This is a genomic window from Clavibacter michiganensis (assembly GCF_016907085.1).
Taxonomy (GTDB): Bacteria; Actinomycetota; Actinomycetes; order Actinomycetales; family Microbacteriaceae; genus Clavibacter; species Clavibacter michiganensis_O.
The window spans coordinates 2,997,768-3,016,353 of record NZ_JAFBBJ010000001.1 but is presented as its reverse complement, the minus strand read 5'-3'; the positions used below and the strand labels follow the sequence as shown (position 1 = coordinate 3,016,353).

The window sequence follows — 18,586 nt, the reverse complement described above, 5'->3', positions numbered from 1 at the left end:
GTGGTACCGATCAGTTCTGCGGGAAGCCGAGGTCGACGCCGCCGTGCGACGGGTCGAGCCACCGGCTGGTGATCGCCTTCTGCTGCGTGAAGAACCGGACGCCCTCGGCCCCGTGGGCCTTGGTGTCGCCGAAGAGGCTGGAGCGCCAGCCGCCGAACGAGAACGTGGCGACGGGGACGGGGATGGGGACGTTGATCCCGATCATGCCGACCTGCACCTCGTTCTGGAAGCGCCGCGCGGCCCCGCCGTCGTTCGTGAAGATCGCGGTGCCGTTGCCGAACGCGCCGGCGTTGATGAGCGCCACGCCCTCCTCGTACGTGCGCACCCGGACGACGCCGAGCACGGGCCCGAAGATCTCCTCCGTGTAGGCGCGCGAGCTCGTGGGCAGCTGGTCGATGAGCGTGGGGCCGAGCCAGAAGCCGTCCCGCTCGCCGTCGACCTCGATGCCGCGGCCGTCGACGACGACGCGCGCGCCGTCCTCCTCCGCGATGGCGATGTACGACGCGACCTTGTCGCGGTGCGCCTCTGTCACGAGCGGCCCCATGTCGCAGCCGCGGCGGCCGTCGCCGACCCGCAAGGACGACATGCGCGACGTGATCCGCTCGATGAGCGCGTCGGCGACGGGCTCGACCGCGACGACCACGGAGATCGCCATGCAGCGCTCGCCCGCCGAGCCGAAGCCCGCGTTGACGGCGGAGTCGGCGACGAGGTCGAGGTCGGCGTCCGGCAGCACGAGCATGTGGTTCTTCGCGCCGCCGAGGGCCTGCACGCGCTTGCCGTGCTTCGTGCCCGTCTCGTAGACGTACTGGGCGATGGGCGTGGATCCGACGAACGAGATCGCGCGCACGTCCGGGTGCGTGAGCAGGCCGTCCACCGCCTCCTTGTCGCCGTTCAGCACGGTAAAGACGCCGTCCGGGAGCCCGGCGCGCTTCCAGAGCTCGGCGATCCAGATGGCGGCGCTAGGGTCCTTCTCGCTGGGCTTCAGCACCACGGTGTTGCCCGCCGCGATCGCGATCGGGAAGAACCACATCGGCACCATCGCGGGGAAGTTGAACGGCGAGATGATCCCGACGACGCCGAGCGGCTGCTTCGTGGAGTACACGTCGACGCCCGTGGACACCTGCTCCGAGTACTCGCCCTTGAGGTGGTGCGCGAGGCCGGTCGCGAACTCCACGACCTCCTGCCCGCGGGTGATCTCGCCGAGCGCGTCGCTCACGACCTTGCCGTGCTCCGACGTGATGATCTCCGCGAGCTCGCCCTTCTCCGCCTCGAGCAGCTCGCGGAAGCGGAAGAGGATCGCCTGCCGCTTGGCGAGCGACAGGTCGCGCCAGGCGGGGAACGCGGCGTGCGCCGACGCGATCGCGCGCGCGATCTCGTCGGCTCCCGCGAGCGCGACCTCCTTCGTGACGACGCCGCGGGCCGGGTCGTAGACGGGCGCCGTGCGGCCGGAGGTGGAGGGCGAGCGGGCGCCGTCGATCCAGTGCGGGACGACGGGGAGCGGGGCGGTGTCGGTCATGGTGTCCTCAGGCGATGGCGGGTGGCGGATCGGGTCGGGTCGGTCTTCGGGATCAGGGGCGGGCGCGGCCGTGCACGAGGTCGACGGCCTGGTCGACCGCGCGCGCGACGTCGCCGTCGGCGGGGTGGATGAGCGCGCGGCCGACGACGAGGCCGCGCACGCCGGGGAGGCCGAGCGCGTGCTCCCAGCCGGCCCAGGTGTCCTCGCTCGCGCCCTGCGGATCGCCGCCGAGCAGGAGCGTGGGCAGCGTGGTCGCGGCCATGACGCGGGCCATGTCGTCGACGACCGGCAGCTTCATCCACGTGCGCGCGGACGACGAGCCGAGGCCCGACGCCACCGCGATCGAGGTGATGACGGCGTCGGGCGTGAGGTCGTTGACGATCCGGCCCTCCTGCCACGCGCTCATGAACGGCTCCAGCATGATCGGCAGGCCGGCGCGCACCGCGTCGTCGACCGCGCGGGCGTTGGCCTCGAGGGTGCGGGCGGTTCCGGCGTCGCCGAGGTTGATCCGCACGAGCGTCTTCGCGAAGTCGAGGCCGTCGCGCACGATCCCCGGGACGTCGTAGGCCGTGAAGCGGTCGTCCATCTCGAACGTCGCGCCACGGAGTCCGCCGCGGTTCATGGATCCGACCACGACCTTGTCGTCGAGGAGGCCGAGGAGCGCGAGGTCGTCGACGATGTCCGGGGTGCCGAGCACGCCGTCGACCCCGTCGCGCGTGAGGGCCGTGGCGAGGCCGGCGAGCAGCCCGTCGCGGTCGGCGAGGGCCATCGGGTCGTCGCCGACGCCGAGCGCGCCGCGGGCGGGGTGGTCGGCGGCGACGATGAGGAGGCGGCCGTCGTCGCGGATCAGCGGGCGGCGGACGCGGCCGGCGAGCGCGCGGGCGACGGCTTCGGGATCCGTGGCGCGCAGGTCCCGGATGGCCTGGAGGGCTCCGGGGAGGTCGCCCGCGCGGAGCGCCTCCGCGGGTGCCCGGGTCGCGTCGACCGCGGTCACCGGAGACCTGCCAGCACGGCCTCGACCTCGGCGGTCGTCGGCATGGCGGTCGAGCACTCGCGGCGGGAGGCGACGATGGCGCCCGCGACGTTGGCGAAGCGCAGGATCCGCTCGAGGTCCCATCCGGCGAGCAGACCGTGCACGAGCGCGCCGCCGAAGCCGTCGCCCGCGCCGAGCCCGTTGACGACCTCGACCGGGTACGGCGGCACCTCCACGGTCTCGTCGCGCGTCTTGGCGAGCACGCCCTTCGGCCCCTGCTTGACGATGGCGAGCTCGACGCCGCGGTCGAGCAGCGCGTCGGCGGCCCGCAGCGGATCCGTCTCCCCCACGGCGATCTCGCACTCCTCGCGGTTGCCGACGGCGACGGTCACGTGCTCGAGCGCCCGGCCGACCTCGCGGGTCGCGTCCGCGGGCGACGACCAGAACATCGGCCGGTAGTCGAGGTCGAGCACCGTGAGCGGCCGGCGCGCGCGGGCGGCCCACGCGGCGTGGTGCGCGGATCGGCTCGGCTCCTCGCTCAGTCCCGTGACGGTCGACCAGTAGACGCGCGCGTCCTGGATCGCCGCCCGGTCGAGCGCGTCGGCCTCGACGCAGAGGTCGGGCGCCTTCGGACGGCGGTAGAAGTAGAGCGGGAAGTCGTCGGGCGGGAAGATCTCGCAGAAGGTGACGGGCGTCGGCAGGTCCTCGACCGGGGGCACGAAGGCCGCGGAGACGCCGAGGCGCTCGAGCTCCCGCGTCACGTACCGGCCGAACGGGTCGTCGCCGACGCGCGAGACGAGGGCGGCGGACCTGCCGTGCCGGGCGGCCGCGACCGCGACGTTGGCCGCGCTCCCGCCGAGGTACTTGCCGAACGTCTCGACGTCTTCGAGGCCCACGCCGTCCTGGAGCGGGTAGAGGTCGACGCCGACGCGGCCGATGGTGATCACGTCGTGGATCGGGGTCGAGGCGGGGACTGCGTTCATGGCAGGGCTCATGGCGGCGCTGCTTCCTCTCCGGCGATGGAGGGCGGTGGGCGGGTGCTGCTGTCCGTCCAACGTAGCGCATGTTCTGACATAGGCACATGCCCTCTCGGCAGCCAGGGCGAGCCGGCGTCAGTCGAGCGGCAGGTGCATCACGTGCAGGCCGACCAGCCCGTCGTCGGCGTGGTCGAACGCCCCGGGGACGGTGCCGATGATCCGGAACCCCAGCGACCGCCACAGGTGCACCGCGGCGTGGTTCGTCTCCACGACGGCGTTGAACTGGATCGCCCGGTAGCCCTCCGCGCGCGCCCACGCCAACACGAACTCGCCGAGCGCGCGGCCGACGCCTCGGCCGGCGTGCGCGGGATCCACGAGGAACGAGCCCGTCGCCACGTGCGCGCCGCGGCCCGGGCGGTTCGGGCCGGCCTTGGCGGATCCGAGCACCGTGCCGTCATCGTCCACCGCCACGAAGGTGCGGGCCGGCGCCTCCGCCATCCAGTGCGGCCGCGCCTCCTCGAGCGACTGCCCGGCCGGCAGCGCGTAGGTCCGGCCGGCGTCGACGATCTCCCGGTAGAAGGGGTGGATCAGGGGCCAGTCGGCGTCCGTGGCGGGGCGGATCTGCATGCGGTCGAGGTTAGTCGGGGACGCCGGGACATCAGACCGGCGGGTCGTCCGCCAGCCGCTGGAACAGCACGTGGTCCTGCCACTCCCCCGCGATGCGGAGGTAGCGCGGCGCGAGCCCGTATCGCGTGAACCCCGCGCGGCTGAGCACGGCCTGCGACGCGGCGTTGTGCACGAGCGTGCCCGCCTCGACCCGGTGCAGCCCGAGCTCGCCGAACGAAAGGTCCACCGCCGCGCGCACCGCCCCGGTCGCGAGCCCGCGGCCGGTGCGATCCGCCGCGAGCCAGTACCCCACAGAGCACGACTCGAACGCGCCGCGGACGACGGTGTTCAGGTTGATGCGCCCGGCCACGGATCCGTCGTCGTCGAGGATTGCGAGCGGCACGCCCTGCCCGCGCGCGTGCAGCGCGAGCGCCGCCTCGAGGTCGGCGCGCTGGCCGGCGGGGGTGTCGTGGTCCGGGTCCCGGATCGGCTCCCACGGCGCGAGGTGCGCACGGTCCCGCAGGCGCAGCTCGGAGAGCGCGGAGGCGTCGTCGGGCGTGAGCAGGCGGATCCGGTCGGGCACGGCATCGAGGATGCCAGACCGCGTGCTCCGCGCACGACGTCGGCCGTCCCACCCCGCTGAGGGATGGGACGGCCGTCGTGGTCGTGCGTGAGCGCTAGACGCGCGCGAGGTCCGCGATGACGCGGTCCCCGGCAGCGGCCATGACCGTCGTGGCCGTGATCTCGGCGCGACCCAGGAGGTCGTCCATGCGACGACGGCGGGCCTTCGTGATCAGCGTCACGACGGTGCCCTGCTTGCCCGCGCGGCCCGTGCGGCCGGCGCGGTGGAGGTAGCTCTTGTACTCGTCGGGCGCGTCGGCCTGGATGACCAGCCCGATGTCGTCCACGTGGATGCCGCGGGCGGCGACGTCGGTGGCCACGAGCACGCGGACCTTGCCGCTCGTGAGGAGCTGCAGGTTGCGCGTGCGGCGCGCCTGGTTGAGGTCGCCGTGCAGCGACGTGGCCGGGATGCCGGCGTCCTCGAGCTGGTCGGCGAGCTGCTCGGCGAACGCGCGGGTGCGGGCGAAGATCAGCGTCTTGCCCTCGCCCGAGCTGAGCTGCTCGATGATCGCGGCCTTGTCGCGCTGCTCGATGAGGAGCACGCGGTGGTCGATGGTCGACGACGCCTGGTCCTCGCCCGCGACCTCGTGGACGCTGGGCGACGGCAGGAACTCGTTGACGAGCGTCGCGACGCCCTTGTCGAGCGTGGCGGAGAAGAGCAGGCGCTGGCCGTCCTTCTTCACCTGGCGGAGGATCCGCTGCACGGGCTCGAGGAAGCCGAGGTCGCACATGTGGTCGGCCTCGTCGAGCACGGTGACGACGATCTCCGAGAGGTCGAGGCGGCCCTGGTCGATGAGGTCCTCGAGGCGGCCGGGGGTCGCGATGAGGATGTCGACGCCGCGCTGCAGCGCACCGACCTGCTTGAACTGCGGCACGCCGCCGAAGATCGTGGTGGTGAACAGGCCCACCGAGCGGGCGATGGGCTGCACCGTGCGGTCGATCTGCATGGCGAGCTCGCGCGTCGGGGCGAGGATCAGCGCGCGGGGCTTGCGGCCCATCTTGCGGTTCTTCGCGCCGTCGTTCTCGAGCAGGCGCTCCACGAGGGGCGCGCCGAACGCGATGGTCTTGCCGGATCCGGTGCGGCCGCGGCCGAGCACGTCGCGACCCGCGAGCACGTCGGGGATCGTGGCGGCCTGGATCGGGAACGGGCTCGCCGCACCCAGCTCCTCGAGCACGCGGACGATGTTCTGGCCGAGGCCGAGCGCGGCGAAGGTCACGCCGTCGACGTCCTTGGCCGTGGTGGCCTGGGCCTCGAGGCGCTCGAGCACGACGTCCTCGGCGGGAGCGTGGCGCGGGGCGCCCTCCTTGCTCGGGTAGAAGTCGCTGTCGCGCTTGGGGCGGGCGTCGTCGTAGGACGGGCGCTCGCTGCGCTGGGGGCGGTCGCCGTAGGAGGGGCGCTCGGACCGCTGGGGCCGGTCGCCGTACGACGGACGCTCGGTGCGGGCCGGGCGGTCGCCGTACGACGGGCGCTCCGTGCGGGCCGGGCGGGAGTCGTTGTACGACGGACGCTCGGATCGCTCGGCGCGGTCACCGTACGACGGGCGCTCCGTGCGGGCGGGCCGGGAGTCGTTGTAGGACGGGCGCTCGGTGCGGGCGGGACGGTCGTTGTACGCGGGACGCTCGGTGCGAGCGTTCCGGTCGTTGTACGACGGGCGCTCGGCACGGACGTTGTACGCAGGGCGCTCGCTGCGCTGGGCGCGGTCGCCGTACGAGGGACGCTCGGCGCGGTCGTTGTACGACGGACGCTCCGAACGAGCCGGACGGTCGTTGTACGCGGGACGCTCCGACCGCTGCGGCCGGTCGTTCCCGTAGGACGGACGGTCGCCGCGCGGCGCGCGGTCGTTGTACGAGGGACGCTCGGAGCGCTCGCCGCCACGGTCGGGACGCGCGTTCCCGTACGACGGGCGCTCGGAGCGCTGGCCGCGCTCGGCGCCGTAGGAGGGACGCTCGCTGCGCTGGCCGCGGTCGTTGCCGCCGCCGTACGAGGGGCGCTCGCCGCGCTGCGGGCGGGCATCGCCGCGCTCGGGGCGCTGGCCGGCGCGGTTGGGGCGGTCGCCGTACGCGGGACGCTCGCCGCGACCGGCAGGGCGCTCGGCGCGGGGCTCCCAGTTGGGGCGGTCGCCGCCGCGCGCGGGGCGCGCTGCGCCGCCGCGCTGGGGACGGTCGTCCTGGCCGGAGCGCTGGGCGCGCTCGTCGGCGTTCCAGCGCTGCTTCTTGGGCGCGGGATCGGAGTTGTAGCCGCGGTGGTTCGGGCTGCGGGATCCCGCGGGGGCGCGCTTGGCGCCGCGCGGGGAGTCGTTGTTGTAGGGCATGAGGGAGTCCTCGTTCTGCTCGGATGCATGACAATGCGCATGTGCGAAGCAGCGCGCTACAGGATCAGGGTGCGCAGAGCTGCTCTCAACCCGGGCAGTCGTCGACCGGGTGCCGTGTCATCGCGTGACGTACCCCTCTACGGAACGAGAGGGGGAAACCGGCCCACCTGACTGACAAATCCATCCGCCCGGATGGATGGTCCGGTAGCGGTGTCAAGAGCCGACTGGAACACACTACCGGACCGGCGCCCCGGGCACCAGGGCAGCGCTCCGCCCGGGCGCGCCCCGCGGCGCCCCCGGGCGGGGTCGTGGGTGTGGGTCAGCCCGCGACGCCGGCCTCGGTCGTCGTCGCGGATCCGCCGGCCGGCAGCCCGCGCTCGGCCCGCTTCCGCTCGCCGCGCGCCCGGATCCGCAGCGCCGCGCGCTCCACGAGCGAGTACAGCGACGGGAGCACGAGCAGCGTGAGCACGGTCGACGACAGCAGGCCGCCGATCACGACGATCGCGAGCGGCTGCGAGATGAACCCGCCGTGCCCGGTCAGGCCGATCGCGAGCGGCAGCAGCGCGAAGATCGTCGCGAGCGCCGTCATGAGGATGGGCCGGAGCCGTCGCCCGGCGCCCTGCAGGATCGCCTCCCGCAGGCCCATGCCGCGCGTCCGGTACTGGTTCACCAGGTCGATGAGCACGATCGCGTTGGTCACCACGATGCCCACGAGCATCAGCAGGCCGATGATCGACGCGACGCCCAGCGGGATCCCCGTCACCACCTGCAGCAGCACCGCGCCGGTCGCCGCGAACGGCACCGAGACGAGCAGCACGAGCGGCTGGATGAGGCTGCGGAACGTCGCCACCATGATGATGTAGACGATCAGGATCGCCGCCAGCACCGCGAGCCCGAGCTGCCCGAACGCGTCGGACTGCTGCGACGCGACGCCGCCGAGGGAGGCCTGCGCGCCGGCCGGCAGCTGCACGTCGGCGACGGCCTGCGACACCTCGGACGACGCGAAGCCCACGTCGTCGCTACCGGGCGTCGCGCTCACGGTCGCGCTGCGGAAGCCGCCGGTGGTCGTGACGGTCGCGGGTCCGTCGGCGACCTCGACGGTCGCGAGGTCGCTCAGCGGCACGAGGCCGCGGGCGGTGGGGATCGAGAAGTCCCGCAGCCCCTGCAGGCTCTGCGCGGCGTCCGGGTCCTGGATGTAGATGGACAGCGTCTTCTCGTCGATCACGACCTGCCCGACCGCGGCCGGGAGTCGGCTCGCGGTGACGATGCCGCCCACGGCCTGCTCGCTGAGCCCGGCGGCCGCGGCCTTCGCCCGGTCGACCGTCACGGCGATGTACGGCTGCGTCTCGGAGAGGTTGCTCGTGGCCTGCTCGATCGAGGGGATGTCCTTCACGGCGGCCAGGATCGCGTCGGCCGACGTCTTCAGGTCGTCGGCGTCGTTCGCGGTGATCTGCACCTCGATGTCGCTCGAGGAGAACCCGCCCGAGGCCGCCGCGAGCGACACGTCGCCCACGTCGGTGAGGCCGTCGACCGCCGTGCGCACGCGCTCGCGGATCGCGTCCTGGTCGGCGTCGGCGTCGGTGGTCAGCGCGAACGTGATCCCGCCGCCGCCCCCGAAGGCCGACGTGAGAGAGGTGCTGTCCGAGCCGATCGAGGTCTGCACGGTCTCGACGCCGGACACGCCGATGAGGGCCTGCTCGACCTTCGTGGCCGCGGTGTCCTGCGCCTCGAGGCTCGTGTCGCTCGGCAGCTCCTGCGAGACGGTGAGCGTGTTCTGCCCGCTGTCGCCGAGGAAGTTCGTCTTCATGCTCGGGATGAGCGCCACGGTGCCGCCGAGCACGAGGATCGCGAGGATCAGCGTGACGGCCGAGTGCTTGAGCGTCCACGCGAGGATCGGCCGGTAGCCGCGCTGGAGGCGCGTCGGGGCGCCGAGGCCCTCGCCGCCGCTCTGGCCCTCGCTCTGGCCATCGGCGGCGTGCGATCCGCGGGCCCGCCGGCCGGACCGCCCGCGGTCGTCGACGGATCCGCGGACGGCCGCGTGCGCGCCGGTGCGCGTGGTCTCCGCGGCCGCCGCGGCGGCGGCCTTCCTGCGCGCCCGACGCGACTCGCCCTCCGGCCGCAGGAACCAGTACGCGAGCACCGGCACGATCGTCAGCGCGACGAACAGCGACGCGGCGAGCGCGATGGTCACCGTCAGCGCGAAGGGCCGGAAGAGCTCCCCCGTGATGTCGCCCACGAGCGCGATCGGCAGGAACACCGCGACGGTCGTGGCGGTCGACGCCGTCACCGCGCCCGCGACCTCCCGAACGGCGGCGCGGATCGCCTCGAGCCGGTCGGGCGTGAAGGAGAGGTGCCGCTTGATGTTCTCGATCACCACGATCGAGTCGTCCACCACGCGCCCGACCGCGATCGTGAGCGCGCCGAGCGTGATGATGTTGAGCGTGTAGCCGGAGGCGAGCATCCCGATGAAGGTGATGAGCACCGAGGCCGGGATGGAGATCGCGGTGACGATCGTGGACCGGATCGACATCAGGAACACGAGGATCACGAGCACCGCGAACACGAGGCCGAGCAGGCCCTCGGTGGTCAGGCTCGAGATCGACTGCTCGATGAAGGGCGCCTGGTCGAACACGACCGTGAACTTGGTGTTGCTCCCCAAGTCCTCCGACAGCTGCGGCAGGAGCTGGGTGACGAGGTGCGAGACGTCGACCGTGTTGCCCGCGGGCGTCTTCGTCACGGCGATGGTGAGCGACGGCTGGCCGTCGACGCGCGAGATGCCGGTGGTCGGATCCTGGCCGAGCTCCACGAGGGCGACGTCGCCGATCGTGAGCTGCCGCCCGCCCGCGGCGCCCAGGAGCGGCAGCGACGCGAGGTCCTGGGTGGATCCGAGGCGCGTGCCCGACTGCACCGACAGCGTCGTGCCGTCCTCCGTCACCGAGCCCGCGGGCAGGAGCGAGCCGTTCGCGTCGAGCGCGTCGCGGATCGCCTGGTTGCTGAGGCCCGCCGCCTGCACCTTCGCGGGGTCCGGCGTGATGACCACGCGCTGCCCGACCGTGCCGAGCAGGCTCGCGTCGCGGACGCCCGCGAGCTTGCGGATGTCGGCGAGGGTCGAGCGCTCGAGCGCGGCCGTGAGGTCCTGCGGGCTGAGGTCGCTCGTGACCGCGATCTGGATCACCGGCAGGTCGTCGATGCTGCCCGCGATGACCACGGGGTCGATGCCGTCGGGCAGCGTGGTGCGGATCCGGTTGATGGCCTGGTCGATCTTCTGCTCGGCCGTCGCGAGGTCGGTGCCGTACGTGAACGACGCGGAGATGACGGACGAGTCGGTGCGCGAGGTCGCGGTGGAGGACTCGAGGCCCGGCACCGCCTGGATCGCGCGCTCGATCGGCGTCGACACGTCGGTGTCCACGACCGCGGGCGACGCCCCCGGGTACGCCGTGACGACCGCGAGCTGCGGGAACGACACCGACGGGATGAGCTCCTGCTTGAGCGTCGTCAGCGCGATGCCGCCGAACACCCCGATGACGATCGTGATGAGCGCGATCAGGGCCCGGTTGCGGAGGCTGAAGACGGAGAGGAGATGCAGGGGGTGCTCCTTGTGCGATGCGGGCCGCGGGTGCGGCGGTCGCTCGGACCGCTGATCGCCCGCACCGGGAACCCGCCCCGTGGGGGAAGTATCGCACCCGGCGTCGGGAAATCCCCGCTCGCGCCGGGTTTTCAGTAGTGCGTTACCGCATCCAGCCGACACCCCTCTCCGCGGAGCATGCTGGAGGGATGGCGCACCGGGCATCGAACACGAAGGAGCGCGTCCCCGAGCCCAAGACCTGCGCCTCGTGCGGTCGCACCATCGAGTGGCGCAAGAAGTGGGAGCGCGACTGGGACGAGGTGCGCTACTGCAGCGACGCGTGCCGGCGCCGTGGCGTCAGCGACGTCGACGCGCGGCTCGAGCGGCGGATCCTCGACCTCCTCGCGCACCGCGCCGGCGGCGCCACCATCTGCCCGTCGGAGGCCGCCCGCGCGGAGTCCCCCGACGACTGGCGCGACCTCATGGAGCCGGCCCGCCGCGCGGCCCGGCGGCTCGTCGACGCGGGCGAGGTGGAGATCACGCAGAAGGGGTCGGTCGTCGATCCCTCCACGGCCAAGGGGCCCATCCGGATCCGCCGTCGCCGCTGACCAGGCACACTAGGGGGATGCATCGACCGACCCTCACCGTCCTGGCCGCCGTCGCGAGCGCGGCGCTCCTGTCCGGATGCGGGGCCAGCGCGCAGTTCACGTCGCCCACCACCGAGATCTACGCCACCACCGCGGACGCCCAGACGGCGCTCGGCGCGTCGATGCCGACGTGGATCCCGGCCGACGGCACGCTCATCCGCACCAAGTCCGAGGCGAAGACGGGCACCATCGTCGCCGTCCAGACCGCCACGCCCGCGCCCGCCCCGGGCGGCTGCACCGACCTGCAGATGAGCGCCATCCAGGACACCTGGTGGCCGCCGGAGATCGACCCCGCCACCGTCACCTGCGCCGACGGCTGGAACGTCTTCGGCGCGAACGGCCGCATCTACGGCTGGAGCACCACGGTCCTCCCCTAGGCCGGCCGGGTGAGCGGACGATGACCACGGCCCGGACGCGCGCCCGCCTGCTCCTTGCGGGCGCCGTGATCTGCTTCACGCTCCTCGTGCCCGCCGCGGTGCTCGCCGCCGTCGCGCTCGTCCAGGGCGCGATCCTCATCGACGAGCTGCCCCCGCCCGCCTTCGGCACCGCGACCTCCCCGGTGCACGAGGCGCTCGGCCGGCAGGCGCTCGTCTGCGGGGTCGTCGCGGTCCTCGCGCTGGCCGGCGGCGTCGCCTGCGCCGTGCTGCGTCAGACCGGTCCGAGGGCCGTCCGCCGCTGACGCCGCGCCGCCAGCGCCCGCAGCACGAGGATCACGACCACGCCGACGCCGGCACCCACGACCGTGTCGACCACCCGGTCGGCCACGAGCGGCAGCACCGGCAGCGTCCGGCCGAGGCCGCCCATCACGAGCGCGAGCGGCGTGATGAAGACGAGCGCCACTCCGTAGTGCCGCCCCACCGCGATCTCGGCGGCGAACTGGCACGCGACGGCGACGGCGATCACGGCAGGCGCCGGCAGGTGCAGCGCGAGGATCCCCGCGGCCACGACCGACCCGGCGAGCGTCCCGAGCACCCGGTGCGCGACGCGCGTGAAGGACAGCGGCCCGCGCACCACCGGCAGCACGGCGACGAGCGTCACGACCGCCCAGTAGTGGTGCCCGAGCCCGAGGGCCACCGCGATCGCGCCCGCCACGAGCGCGCCGACGACGTTCGCGACGACCGCGGTCCACGCGGCGGGGTCGCGGTGCACGGCGGCGTCGCGCACGGGGATCCGAGGCAGCGCCCGGAAGCGGTGCGCCTGCGCGTCCGGCGCCCACCGCCGGAGCAGCCAGCCGGACATGCACACGCCCGCGGAGAAGAGGATCGCGGCGACCGCCGTCACGAGCGCGTCGCGCGCCTGGGCGCCGTCCACCGGCACGGCCGCGCAGACGACCAGCCCGAACACGGGGAACAGCGGATGCGGCGGCACCAGGCTCATCGCCGTCGACACGAGCGACGCCCCGCCCAGCACGATCGCGAGGCCCACGGCCTCGAGCGCGAGCGGCGCGTCGGCGAGCGACAGGAGCACGCCCGTGGTGATCGCGACGAGCATCATCGCGGCACCGGCGCCCACGCTCGCGAGCCTCAGCCGGTAGCGCTCGTTGCGCCCGTAGAGCCCGGTGAAGGCGCCGAACGACGCGTAGAGCGCGAGGTCGAGCCGGTCGATCGCGAGCAGCACCACCAGCGGCACGAGCAGGCCGACGCTCGCGCGCATCGCGGCCTCGAGGTCGAGCGTCCGGGTCGACGGCGGCCGGGGGACGGGCGATGACGTCACACGGGATCCGATCTCCCCGGGAGCGGAAACGGGGCCTCCCCACGCTACGCCCGCCCGGCACCGCCCCCGGACACGGCGACGCGCCCCCGGTCTCCCGAGGGCGCGTCGATGGATCTCGCGGGTGCGGCTAGGAGCGCGCGGCCCGCAGCACGGTGAACGAGCGGTCGCGCACGAGGATGCTCGTCGCGTCCTCGGTCACGTTCTGCTCGGAGTCCGACGAGATGGCGAGGTGCCACGAGACGCCGATCCCCGAGGGCAGCTGGAACTCCACCGGCCCCTCGGCGGCGTTGAACGCGACGAAGAACGCGTCGCTGTCCTTGCCCTTCATGATCACGCCGATGCTGAAGGCGTTCGGGTCCTCCCAATCCTGCGGCTCGAGCGTCGCGCCATCGGCCCGGATGAAGCGCACGGCCTCCTCGGCGCCCTCGACGTCGTCGCCGCGGAACCCGATGGGACGCAGCGCGCGGTTGCCGCGGCGCAGGCGGATGAGCTTGCGCGTGAAGTCCTGCAGCTCGCGGTCCGCGTTCGCCCAGTCGAACCACGAGATCTCGTCGTCCTGGCAGTACGCGTTGTTGTTGCCGCCCTGCGTGCGCGCGATCTCGTCGCCGCCGAGCACCATCGGCACGCCCGACGAGAGCAACAGCGTGCCGAGCATGTTGCGGCGCTGGCGGTCGCGGATCGCGTTGACCTCGGGGTCGTCCGTCGGCCCCTCGACGCCGGCGTTGGAGGAGCGGTTGTCGCTCTCGCCGTCGTTGTTGTCCTCGCCGTTGGCCTCGTTGTGCTTCTCGTCGTAGGAGGTGAGGTCGGCGAGCGTGAAGCCGTCGTGCGCCGTGATGAAGTTCACGCTGCACAGCGGCGAGCGGCGGCCGGACTCGTACACGTCCGGGCTGCCGGTGATCCGCTGGGCCAGCGCGCCGAGCACGTTCTGCCCGCTGTGCCAGAAGTCGCGCACGTCGTCGCGGAACTTCCCGTTCCACTCCGACCAGTCCGCGGGGAAGCCGCCGACCTGGTAGCCGGCGGTGTCCCACGGCTCGGCGATCATCTTCACGGGCGCGAGCACCGGGTCCTGGTGGATGAGGGTGAGGAACGCGCTGTGGATCTCGGCGTCGCCGTCCTGGCGCGTGAGCGTCGTAGCGAGGTCGAAGCGGAAGCCGTCGACGTGCATCTCCTCGACCCAGTAGCGGAGCGAGTCCATGATCAGCGCGAGCGCCGCCGGGTGGCCGACGTTCAAGCTGTTGCCGGTGCCGGTGGTGTCGAAGTACGACGCCTCATCGCCCTCCACGAGCCGGTAGTAGGAGGCGTTGTCGATGCCCTTGAGCGACAGCGACGGGCCCATGTGGTTGCCCTCGGCGGTGTGGTTGTAGACCACGTCGAGGATGACCTCGAGGCCGGCCGCGTGCAGCGCCTTCACCATCTCCTTGAACTCGGCGACCTGCGCTCCGCCGTCGCCCGCGGAGCTGTAGTCCGAGTAGGGCGCGAGGAAGCCGATGGAGTTGTAGCCCCAGTAGTTGCGGAGGCCCTTCTCCTCGAGGTGCGAGTCCTGCATGAAGTGGTGCACCGGCAGGAGCTCGACGCTCGTGACGCCGAGGTCGGTGAGGTACTCGATGGCGCTGGGGTGCGCGAGGCCCTTGTAGGTGCCGCGGATCTCCTCGGGCACCGACTCCATCTGCTGCGTGAAGCCCTTCACGTGCACCTCGTAGACGACGGTCTCGTCGAGGGGCGTGCGCGGGGCCTCGTCGTCCTCCCAGTCGAAGCGGCGGTCGGCCACGACGGAGCGGGGCATGGAGGCGGCGGAGTCGGCGTCGTTGATGGCGTTCGGGTCGTCGAAGGTGTGCGCGAAGACGTCCTCGCCCCAGGTGGGGTGGCCCTCGATCGCGATGGCGTAGGGGTCGAGCAGGAGCTTGGCCGGGTTGTGGCGGAGGCCGCGGGACGGATCCCACTCGCCGTGGACGCGGAGGCCGTAGCGGGTGCCGATGCCGGCGCCCTCGACGAGGCCGTGGAACACGTGGCCGGTGCGCTCGGAGAGGCGCGTGCGGCTCTCGGTGCCGTCGTCGTCGAAGACGCACACCTCCACCGCCTCGGCGGTCTCGGAGTACACGGCGACGTTGAGGCCGCTGGGCAGCCCGCCGTCGCGCGCGACGACGGTCGCGCCGAGCGGGTACGGACGGCTGATGTAGGAGCGGCTGATGGGAGGGAGGTCGATGGTCACCGGTTCAGTATGCTCGCGCCCGCCCAACTCCTTCGTGCACGAAGGGCGATCCCCAGGCGGCGGTCCGGTGTCCGGCGCTCGGCGGACACCGGACCGTGGCCCGGGGCGATCGCTATCGCCCGTGCAGCGAGGTCAGCGCCCGCTCGGCGTCGGCGCCCCACGTGGCGAGGAGCACGCCGCGCCCCGCGGAGGGACGCGCGACGACGGCGCGCTGCTCGCCGGTGAACGTCAGCACCGGGGATCCGGCAGCGCCCTTCCCCAGCGTGCACGGCAGGGAGGTCTGGCCGCCGGCGTCGTGCTGCGGGCGGCCCTCGCACGCCTCGAGCGCGGCCGTCGCGGATCCGGCGGCCGGGTAGCCGAGGATCGCGAGGCTCGGCGCCTGACCGGTCGCCGGCACGAGGGTCGTCCCGAAGACGGGCTCGGCCGCGCCCACCGACGCCGCGAGCACCTCGCCCGCGGGGCCGCTCACGCGGGCGAACCCGGCGTCGTCCGAGGGACGGCCGCTCGTGGTCCACGCGGAGGAGACGGCCGCGACGCGCACCGGCCAGATGCCGTGGGGCGCCGTGGCGCCCTGGGCTCCGGGGATGAACGTGGCCAGGGTGGTCGCGCTGCCGCTGCGCCGGTCGACCAGGCAGTGGGCGGCGGTCGCGATGACGTCGCCGTCGGGTGTGTCGACGACGCTCGCGGTGCAGGCGCGGTCGCGTCCGCCGTCGACGGAGAAGAGGACCCCGACGAACGGCTGGTCCGGGTGCGGCACGGCGGCGCCGGCGGCGTCGGAGACGGACTCCGGGGAGGCCGTCGCGGCGGAGGTCGACACGGACGCGGCGACCGCGGGCGAGGCGGCGAGGGCCGCGGCGCGGCGCTCGGGCGTCCAGTGCGCGGTGGCGGCGGCCGCCGCCGACGCGGGGGCGACGACGACGGACGCGTCCTCGGCCGACGCCGCGATGGGCGCCGCGAGGAACGCCGACGAGGCGAGGCCGCCGGCGAGCGCCAGCGCGACGCCGGTGGTCGTCCTCCGTCGGGATCGGGGGCGGGAGGCGGCCGGGGCCGCCGGGGTCGAGGTGGTGGTGGATCGCGGATGGATGCGCATGTCGTTCCTCCAGGCTCGTGCGGTTCGCGACCCGACGGGGACGTCGCTCGCCGACGCGGAGGTGGTGGAGGACGGCCCTCGGGGGACGCGCGGACGCCTGGACGGTACCGGGATCCGCCCGCCCGCCGACGGTCGCGTCCCCAGGGCCGGGATGCGGCCGTCAGACCAGGACCGACCGGTCCACCACGTCGTGCTCCCCGCCGAGGTCGAGCCGGCCGACGGAGGGCGCGAGACCGCGCCAGGCCTCCTCGAGGATGTCCAGCGCGCGGTCGGTCGCGGCGGGCGGCGCCGTGATGGGGATCCGGAGGAACCGCTCGAACGCGCCGTCGTGCCCGAACCTGCTCCCGCCCGTGATCGCCAGCCCGCGCGAGCGGGCGGCCAGCGCGAGCTCCGTGCTCACGGGCGCGCCGATCCCGACCCACACCGCGAGCCCGCCGTCGACGTGCGGGACCTCCCACCCGGGGAACCGACGCGCGAGCTCGGCCTCGACGTGGTCGCGCGTCTCGAGCAGGCGGGCGCGGCGCTCCGCGAGGATCCCGTCCATCCCGCCCAGCACCTCGGCCACCACGAGCTGCTCGAGCACGGGCGTGCCGAGGTCGCGGGCCGAGCGCGCGCGGGCGAGCTCGCGGAGGAGCGGCCGGCCGGCGCGGATCCAGCCGACGCGGAGCCCGCCCCACACCGTCTTGCCCACCGACCCGACGAGCACGACCGCGCCCGGCGACCCGTGCACGGCGAGCGGCGGATGGGCGGTCGCCCGGTCGATGTCGAGCTCGGCCGTCGTCTCGTCCGCGATCACGGTCACGCCGTGCGCCTCGGCGAGCGCCACGATCCGCGCGCGCTGGTCCTCGGGCATCGTGCGGCCCGTCGGGTTGTGGAAGTCCGGCATGAGGTACGCGAGCGCGGGCCGGGTGCGGCGGATCGTCTGCTCGAGCACGTCCTCGTCCCAGCCGTCGGCGCCGACGCCCGCCCCGACGAGCCGGGCGCCCGCGTCGCGCAGCGCCTGGATCGCGTGCGGGTAGCTCGGCTGCTCGACGAGCGCGCGGTCGCCGCGGTGCACGAGGACGGAGGCGAGCAGGCCGATCGCGTGCTGCGCGCCGACCGTCACCATGACGTCGTCGACCTCGGTCGGCAAGCCGCGCGCGCGGTAGCGGGCCGCGATCGCCTCGCGCAGCTCCGGCAGCCCGTCGACGTCGTAGCCGTGCCCCTCGAGGTGCGCGGGCAGCCGGGCGGCGGCGCGCGTCGCGGCGTCGGCGAGCGCGGGTGCCGCGGGCACGGCGGCGCGGCTCATGTCCGCCACCTCGCGGCCGTCGCCCTCGGCGCGGGGCGCGCTCCGGGGGATCCTCGTCACGCTGCCCGAGCCGCGGCGGCTCGCGAGGTGACCGGTCCCGCGCAGCGCCGCGTAGGCCGCCGCGACCGTGGTGCGGCTGAGGCCGAGCGCGGCCGCGAGCTCCCGCTCGGCGGGGAGGCGCGCTCCCACGGGCACGCGCCCGTCGAGCACCAGGTGCCGGATCCCGTCGGCGAGCGCCTGGTAGGCCGGGGCACCGGGCCGTGCCCACTCCCCCAGCAGCGCCGTGAGGGTGGACGGGCCGAGGACGGCGGAGGGAGCGGATCCAGCGAGGGCCATGAGGCCACAGCCTGTCGATTGGCCTCTTGTCGCGCAACCCCCGGGCGCGATTGGATCTCCCCCATGCTCCGTCGCTCAGTCCAGTTCGCCATCGGCATCTTCCTCTACGGCTTCGCCATCGGCATGATGCTCCAGGCCACCATCGGCGTCTCCCCCTGGGACGTCCTCAGCCAGGGCCTCGGGCTGAAGACCGGCATCCCCTTCGGCGTCGCCACCAACATCATCGGCGCGCTCGTGCTGCTGCTCTGGATCCCCATCCGCCAGCGTCCCGGCTGGGGCACCGTGCTCAACGTCCTCTTCGTCGGCTACAGCGCGCAGGTCGCGCTCGCCGTCGTCCCGGCGGTCGACAGCCTGTGGATCCGCGTCCCGCTCTTCGCCGCCGGCCTCGTCCTCCTCGGGTTCGCGACGGGCCTCTACATCGGCGCGCACTTCGGCCCGGGCCCGCGGGACGGCCTCATGACCGGGATCCACCGCCGCACGGGCTGGCCGGTGTGGCGCGTGCGCGTCGGCATCGAGCTGGTGGTGCTCGCGATCGGCTGGGCGCTCGGCGGGGACGTGGGGGTCGGCACGCTCGCGTTCGCGCTGCTGATCGGCCCCATCGTGCAGCGCACCCTCCCCCTGTTCGACCTGCCCGTGCCCGCCCGCGCACCCCGCCGCCGCACGCGCGGCGCCGCCCCGGACGACCCGGCGGGCACCCTGCCGACGGGCCCGGTCGCGACGGTCGGGTAGTCCG

Annotated in this window: 15 protein-coding genes; 4 read left to right on the top strand and 11 right to left on the bottom strand. The window is 73.9% G+C overall.

Going from position 1 to position 18,586, the window contains the following annotated elements:
* Positions 1-10: 10 nt before the first annotated feature.
* The 7 genes from JOE38_RS14345 to JOE38_RS14315 all read right to left on the bottom strand — a co-directional run bounded on the left by JOE38_RS14345 (position 11) and on the right by JOE38_RS14315 (position 10,591).
* Complete coding sequence (locus JOE38_RS14345) at positions 11-1,516, bottom strand: CoA-acylating methylmalonate-semialdehyde dehydrogenase (RefSeq protein ID WP_204576884.1); 1,506 nt, start codon at positions 1,514-1,516, stop codon at positions 11-13.
* A 52-nt stretch (positions 1,517-1,568) separates the two neighbouring features.
* Positions 1,569-2,510: a class I fructose-bisphosphate aldolase gene (locus JOE38_RS14340; RefSeq protein WP_204576883.1), complete on the bottom strand. Its 942-nt coding sequence runs from the start codon at positions 2,508-2,510 to the stop codon at positions 1,569-1,571.
* Positions 2,507-3,484, bottom strand: coding sequence for a 5-dehydro-2-deoxygluconokinase (gene iolC / locus JOE38_RS14335; RefSeq protein ID WP_204576882.1), 978 nt, complete (start codon positions 3,482-3,484; stop codon positions 2,507-2,509). The genes JOE38_RS14340 and iolC overlap by 4 nt, the downstream gene beginning before the upstream one ends.
* Before the next feature lie 117 nt (positions 3,485-3,601).
* Positions 3,602-4,093 carry a GNAT family N-acetyltransferase gene (locus tag JOE38_RS14330; protein ID WP_204576881.1) on the bottom strand — a complete coding sequence of 164 codons (492 nt, stop codon included), beginning with the start codon at positions 4,091-4,093 and terminating at the stop codon, positions 3,602-3,604.
* A gap of 31 nt (positions 4,094-4,124) precedes the next feature.
* Positions 4,125-4,655 carry a GNAT family N-acetyltransferase gene (locus tag JOE38_RS14325; protein WP_307838891.1) on the bottom strand — a complete coding sequence of 177 codons (531 nt, stop codon included), beginning with the start codon at positions 4,653-4,655 and terminating at the stop codon, positions 4,125-4,127.
* A gap of 94 nt (positions 4,656-4,749) precedes the next feature.
* Positions 4,750-7,005 carry a DEAD/DEAH box helicase gene (locus tag JOE38_RS14320; RefSeq protein ID WP_204576880.1) on the bottom strand — a complete coding sequence of 752 codons (2,256 nt, stop codon included), beginning with the start codon at positions 7,003-7,005 and terminating at the stop codon, positions 4,750-4,752.
* Between the two features lie 319 nt (positions 7,006-7,324).
* Positions 7,325-10,591, bottom strand: a complete 3,267-nt coding sequence (locus tag JOE38_RS14315) for an efflux RND transporter permease subunit (protein ID WP_204577239.1) — start codon at positions 10,589-10,591, stop codon at positions 7,325-7,327.
* 188 nt (positions 10,592-10,779) lie between these two features.
* On the opposite strand from JOE38_RS14315, the gene JOE38_RS14310 reads away from it, so the two are divergent.
* Genes JOE38_RS14310 through JOE38_RS14300 form a run of 3 tightly spaced genes read left to right on the top strand, consistent with a single transcriptional unit; the run spans position 10,780 to position 11,896 of the window.
* Positions 10,780-11,178, top strand: coding sequence for a DUF2256 and DUF3253 domain-containing protein (locus tag JOE38_RS14310; protein ID WP_204576879.1), 399 nt, complete (start codon positions 10,780-10,782; stop codon positions 11,176-11,178).
* A 17-nt stretch (positions 11,179-11,195) separates the two neighbouring features.
* On the top strand, positions 11,196-11,594 hold the full coding sequence (locus tag JOE38_RS14305) for a hypothetical protein (RefSeq protein ID WP_204576878.1): 399 nt from the start codon (positions 11,196-11,198) through the stop codon (positions 11,592-11,594).
* 20 nt (positions 11,595-11,614) lie between these two features.
* Entirely contained in the window at positions 11,615-11,896 is a 282-nt protein-coding gene (locus tag JOE38_RS14300; protein ID WP_204576877.1) for a hypothetical protein, read from the top strand.
* Here the strand turns inward: JOE38_RS14300 and JOE38_RS14295 are convergent.
* The 4 genes from JOE38_RS14295 to yczR form a co-directional block, all read right to left on the bottom strand.
* Positions 11,866-12,930, bottom strand: coding sequence for an FUSC family protein (locus JOE38_RS14295; protein WP_204576876.1), 1,065 nt, complete (start codon positions 12,928-12,930; stop codon positions 11,866-11,868). The two genes, JOE38_RS14300 and JOE38_RS14295, sit on opposite strands and share 31 nt — an antisense overlap.
* 127 nt (positions 12,931-13,057) lie before the next feature.
* Positions 13,058-15,139, bottom strand: coding sequence for a glycogen debranching protein GlgX (gene glgX, locus JOE38_RS14290; RefSeq protein WP_204576875.1), 2,082 nt, complete (start codon positions 15,137-15,139; stop codon positions 13,058-13,060).
* Positions 15,140-15,251: 112 nt separating this feature from the next.
* Positions 15,252-16,229: a trypsin-like serine peptidase gene (locus tag JOE38_RS14285; protein WP_204576874.1), complete on the bottom strand. Its 978-nt coding sequence runs from the start codon at positions 16,227-16,229 to the stop codon at positions 15,252-15,254.
* Positions 16,230-16,389: 160 nt separating this feature from the next.
* Positions 16,390-17,853 carry a MocR-like transcription factor YczR gene (gene yczR / locus JOE38_RS14280; RefSeq protein ID WP_204576873.1) on the bottom strand — a complete coding sequence of 488 codons (1,464 nt, stop codon included), beginning with the start codon at positions 17,851-17,853 and terminating at the stop codon, positions 16,390-16,392.
* 63 nt (positions 17,854-17,916) lie between these two features.
* Here yczR and yczE point away from each other — a divergent pair, with 63 nt between their 5' ends.
* A complete protein-coding gene (gene yczE, locus JOE38_RS14275) occupies positions 17,917-18,582 on the top strand; it encodes a membrane protein YczE (RefSeq protein ID WP_204576872.1) in 666 nt (221 codons plus the stop codon).
* Positions 18,583-18,586 lie beyond the last annotated feature (4 nt).

Bases quoted from the DNA above. Each gene is read 5' to 3' on its own strand.
- JOE38_RS14345 (WP_204576884.1), bottom strand. From the start codon at position 1,516: ATGACCGACACCGCCCCGCTCCCCGTCGTCCCGCACTGGATCGACGGC.
- iolC (WP_204576882.1), bottom strand. From the start codon at position 3,484: ATGAGCCCTGCCATGAACGCAGTCCCCGCCTCGACCCCGATCCACGAC.
- JOE38_RS14330 (WP_204576881.1), bottom strand. From the start codon at position 4,093: ATGCAGATCCGCCCCGCCACGGACGCCGACTGGCCCCTGATCCACCCC.
- JOE38_RS14320 (WP_204576880.1), bottom strand. From the start codon at position 7,005: ATGCCCTACAACAACGACTCCCCGCGCGGCGCCAAGCGCGCCCCCGCG.
- JOE38_RS14310 (WP_204576879.1), top strand. From the start codon at position 10,780: ATGGCGCACCGGGCATCGAACACGAAGGAGCGCGTCCCCGAGCCCAAG.
- JOE38_RS14305 (WP_204576878.1), top strand. From the start codon at position 11,196: ATGCATCGACCGACCCTCACCGTCCTGGCCGCCGTCGCGAGCGCGGCG.
- JOE38_RS14300 (WP_204576877.1), top strand. From the start codon at position 11,615: ATGACCACGGCCCGGACGCGCGCCCGCCTGCTCCTTGCGGGCGCCGTG.
- JOE38_RS14285 (WP_204576874.1), bottom strand. From the start codon at position 16,229: ATGCGCATCCATCCGCGATCCACCACCACCTCGACCCCGGCGGCCCCG.
- yczR (WP_204576873.1), bottom strand. From the start codon at position 17,853: ATGGCCCTCGCTGGATCCGCTCCCTCCGCCGTCCTCGGCCCGTCCACC.
- yczE (WP_204576872.1), top strand. From the start codon at position 17,917: ATGCTCCGTCGCTCAGTCCAGTTCGCCATCGGCATCTTCCTCTACGGC.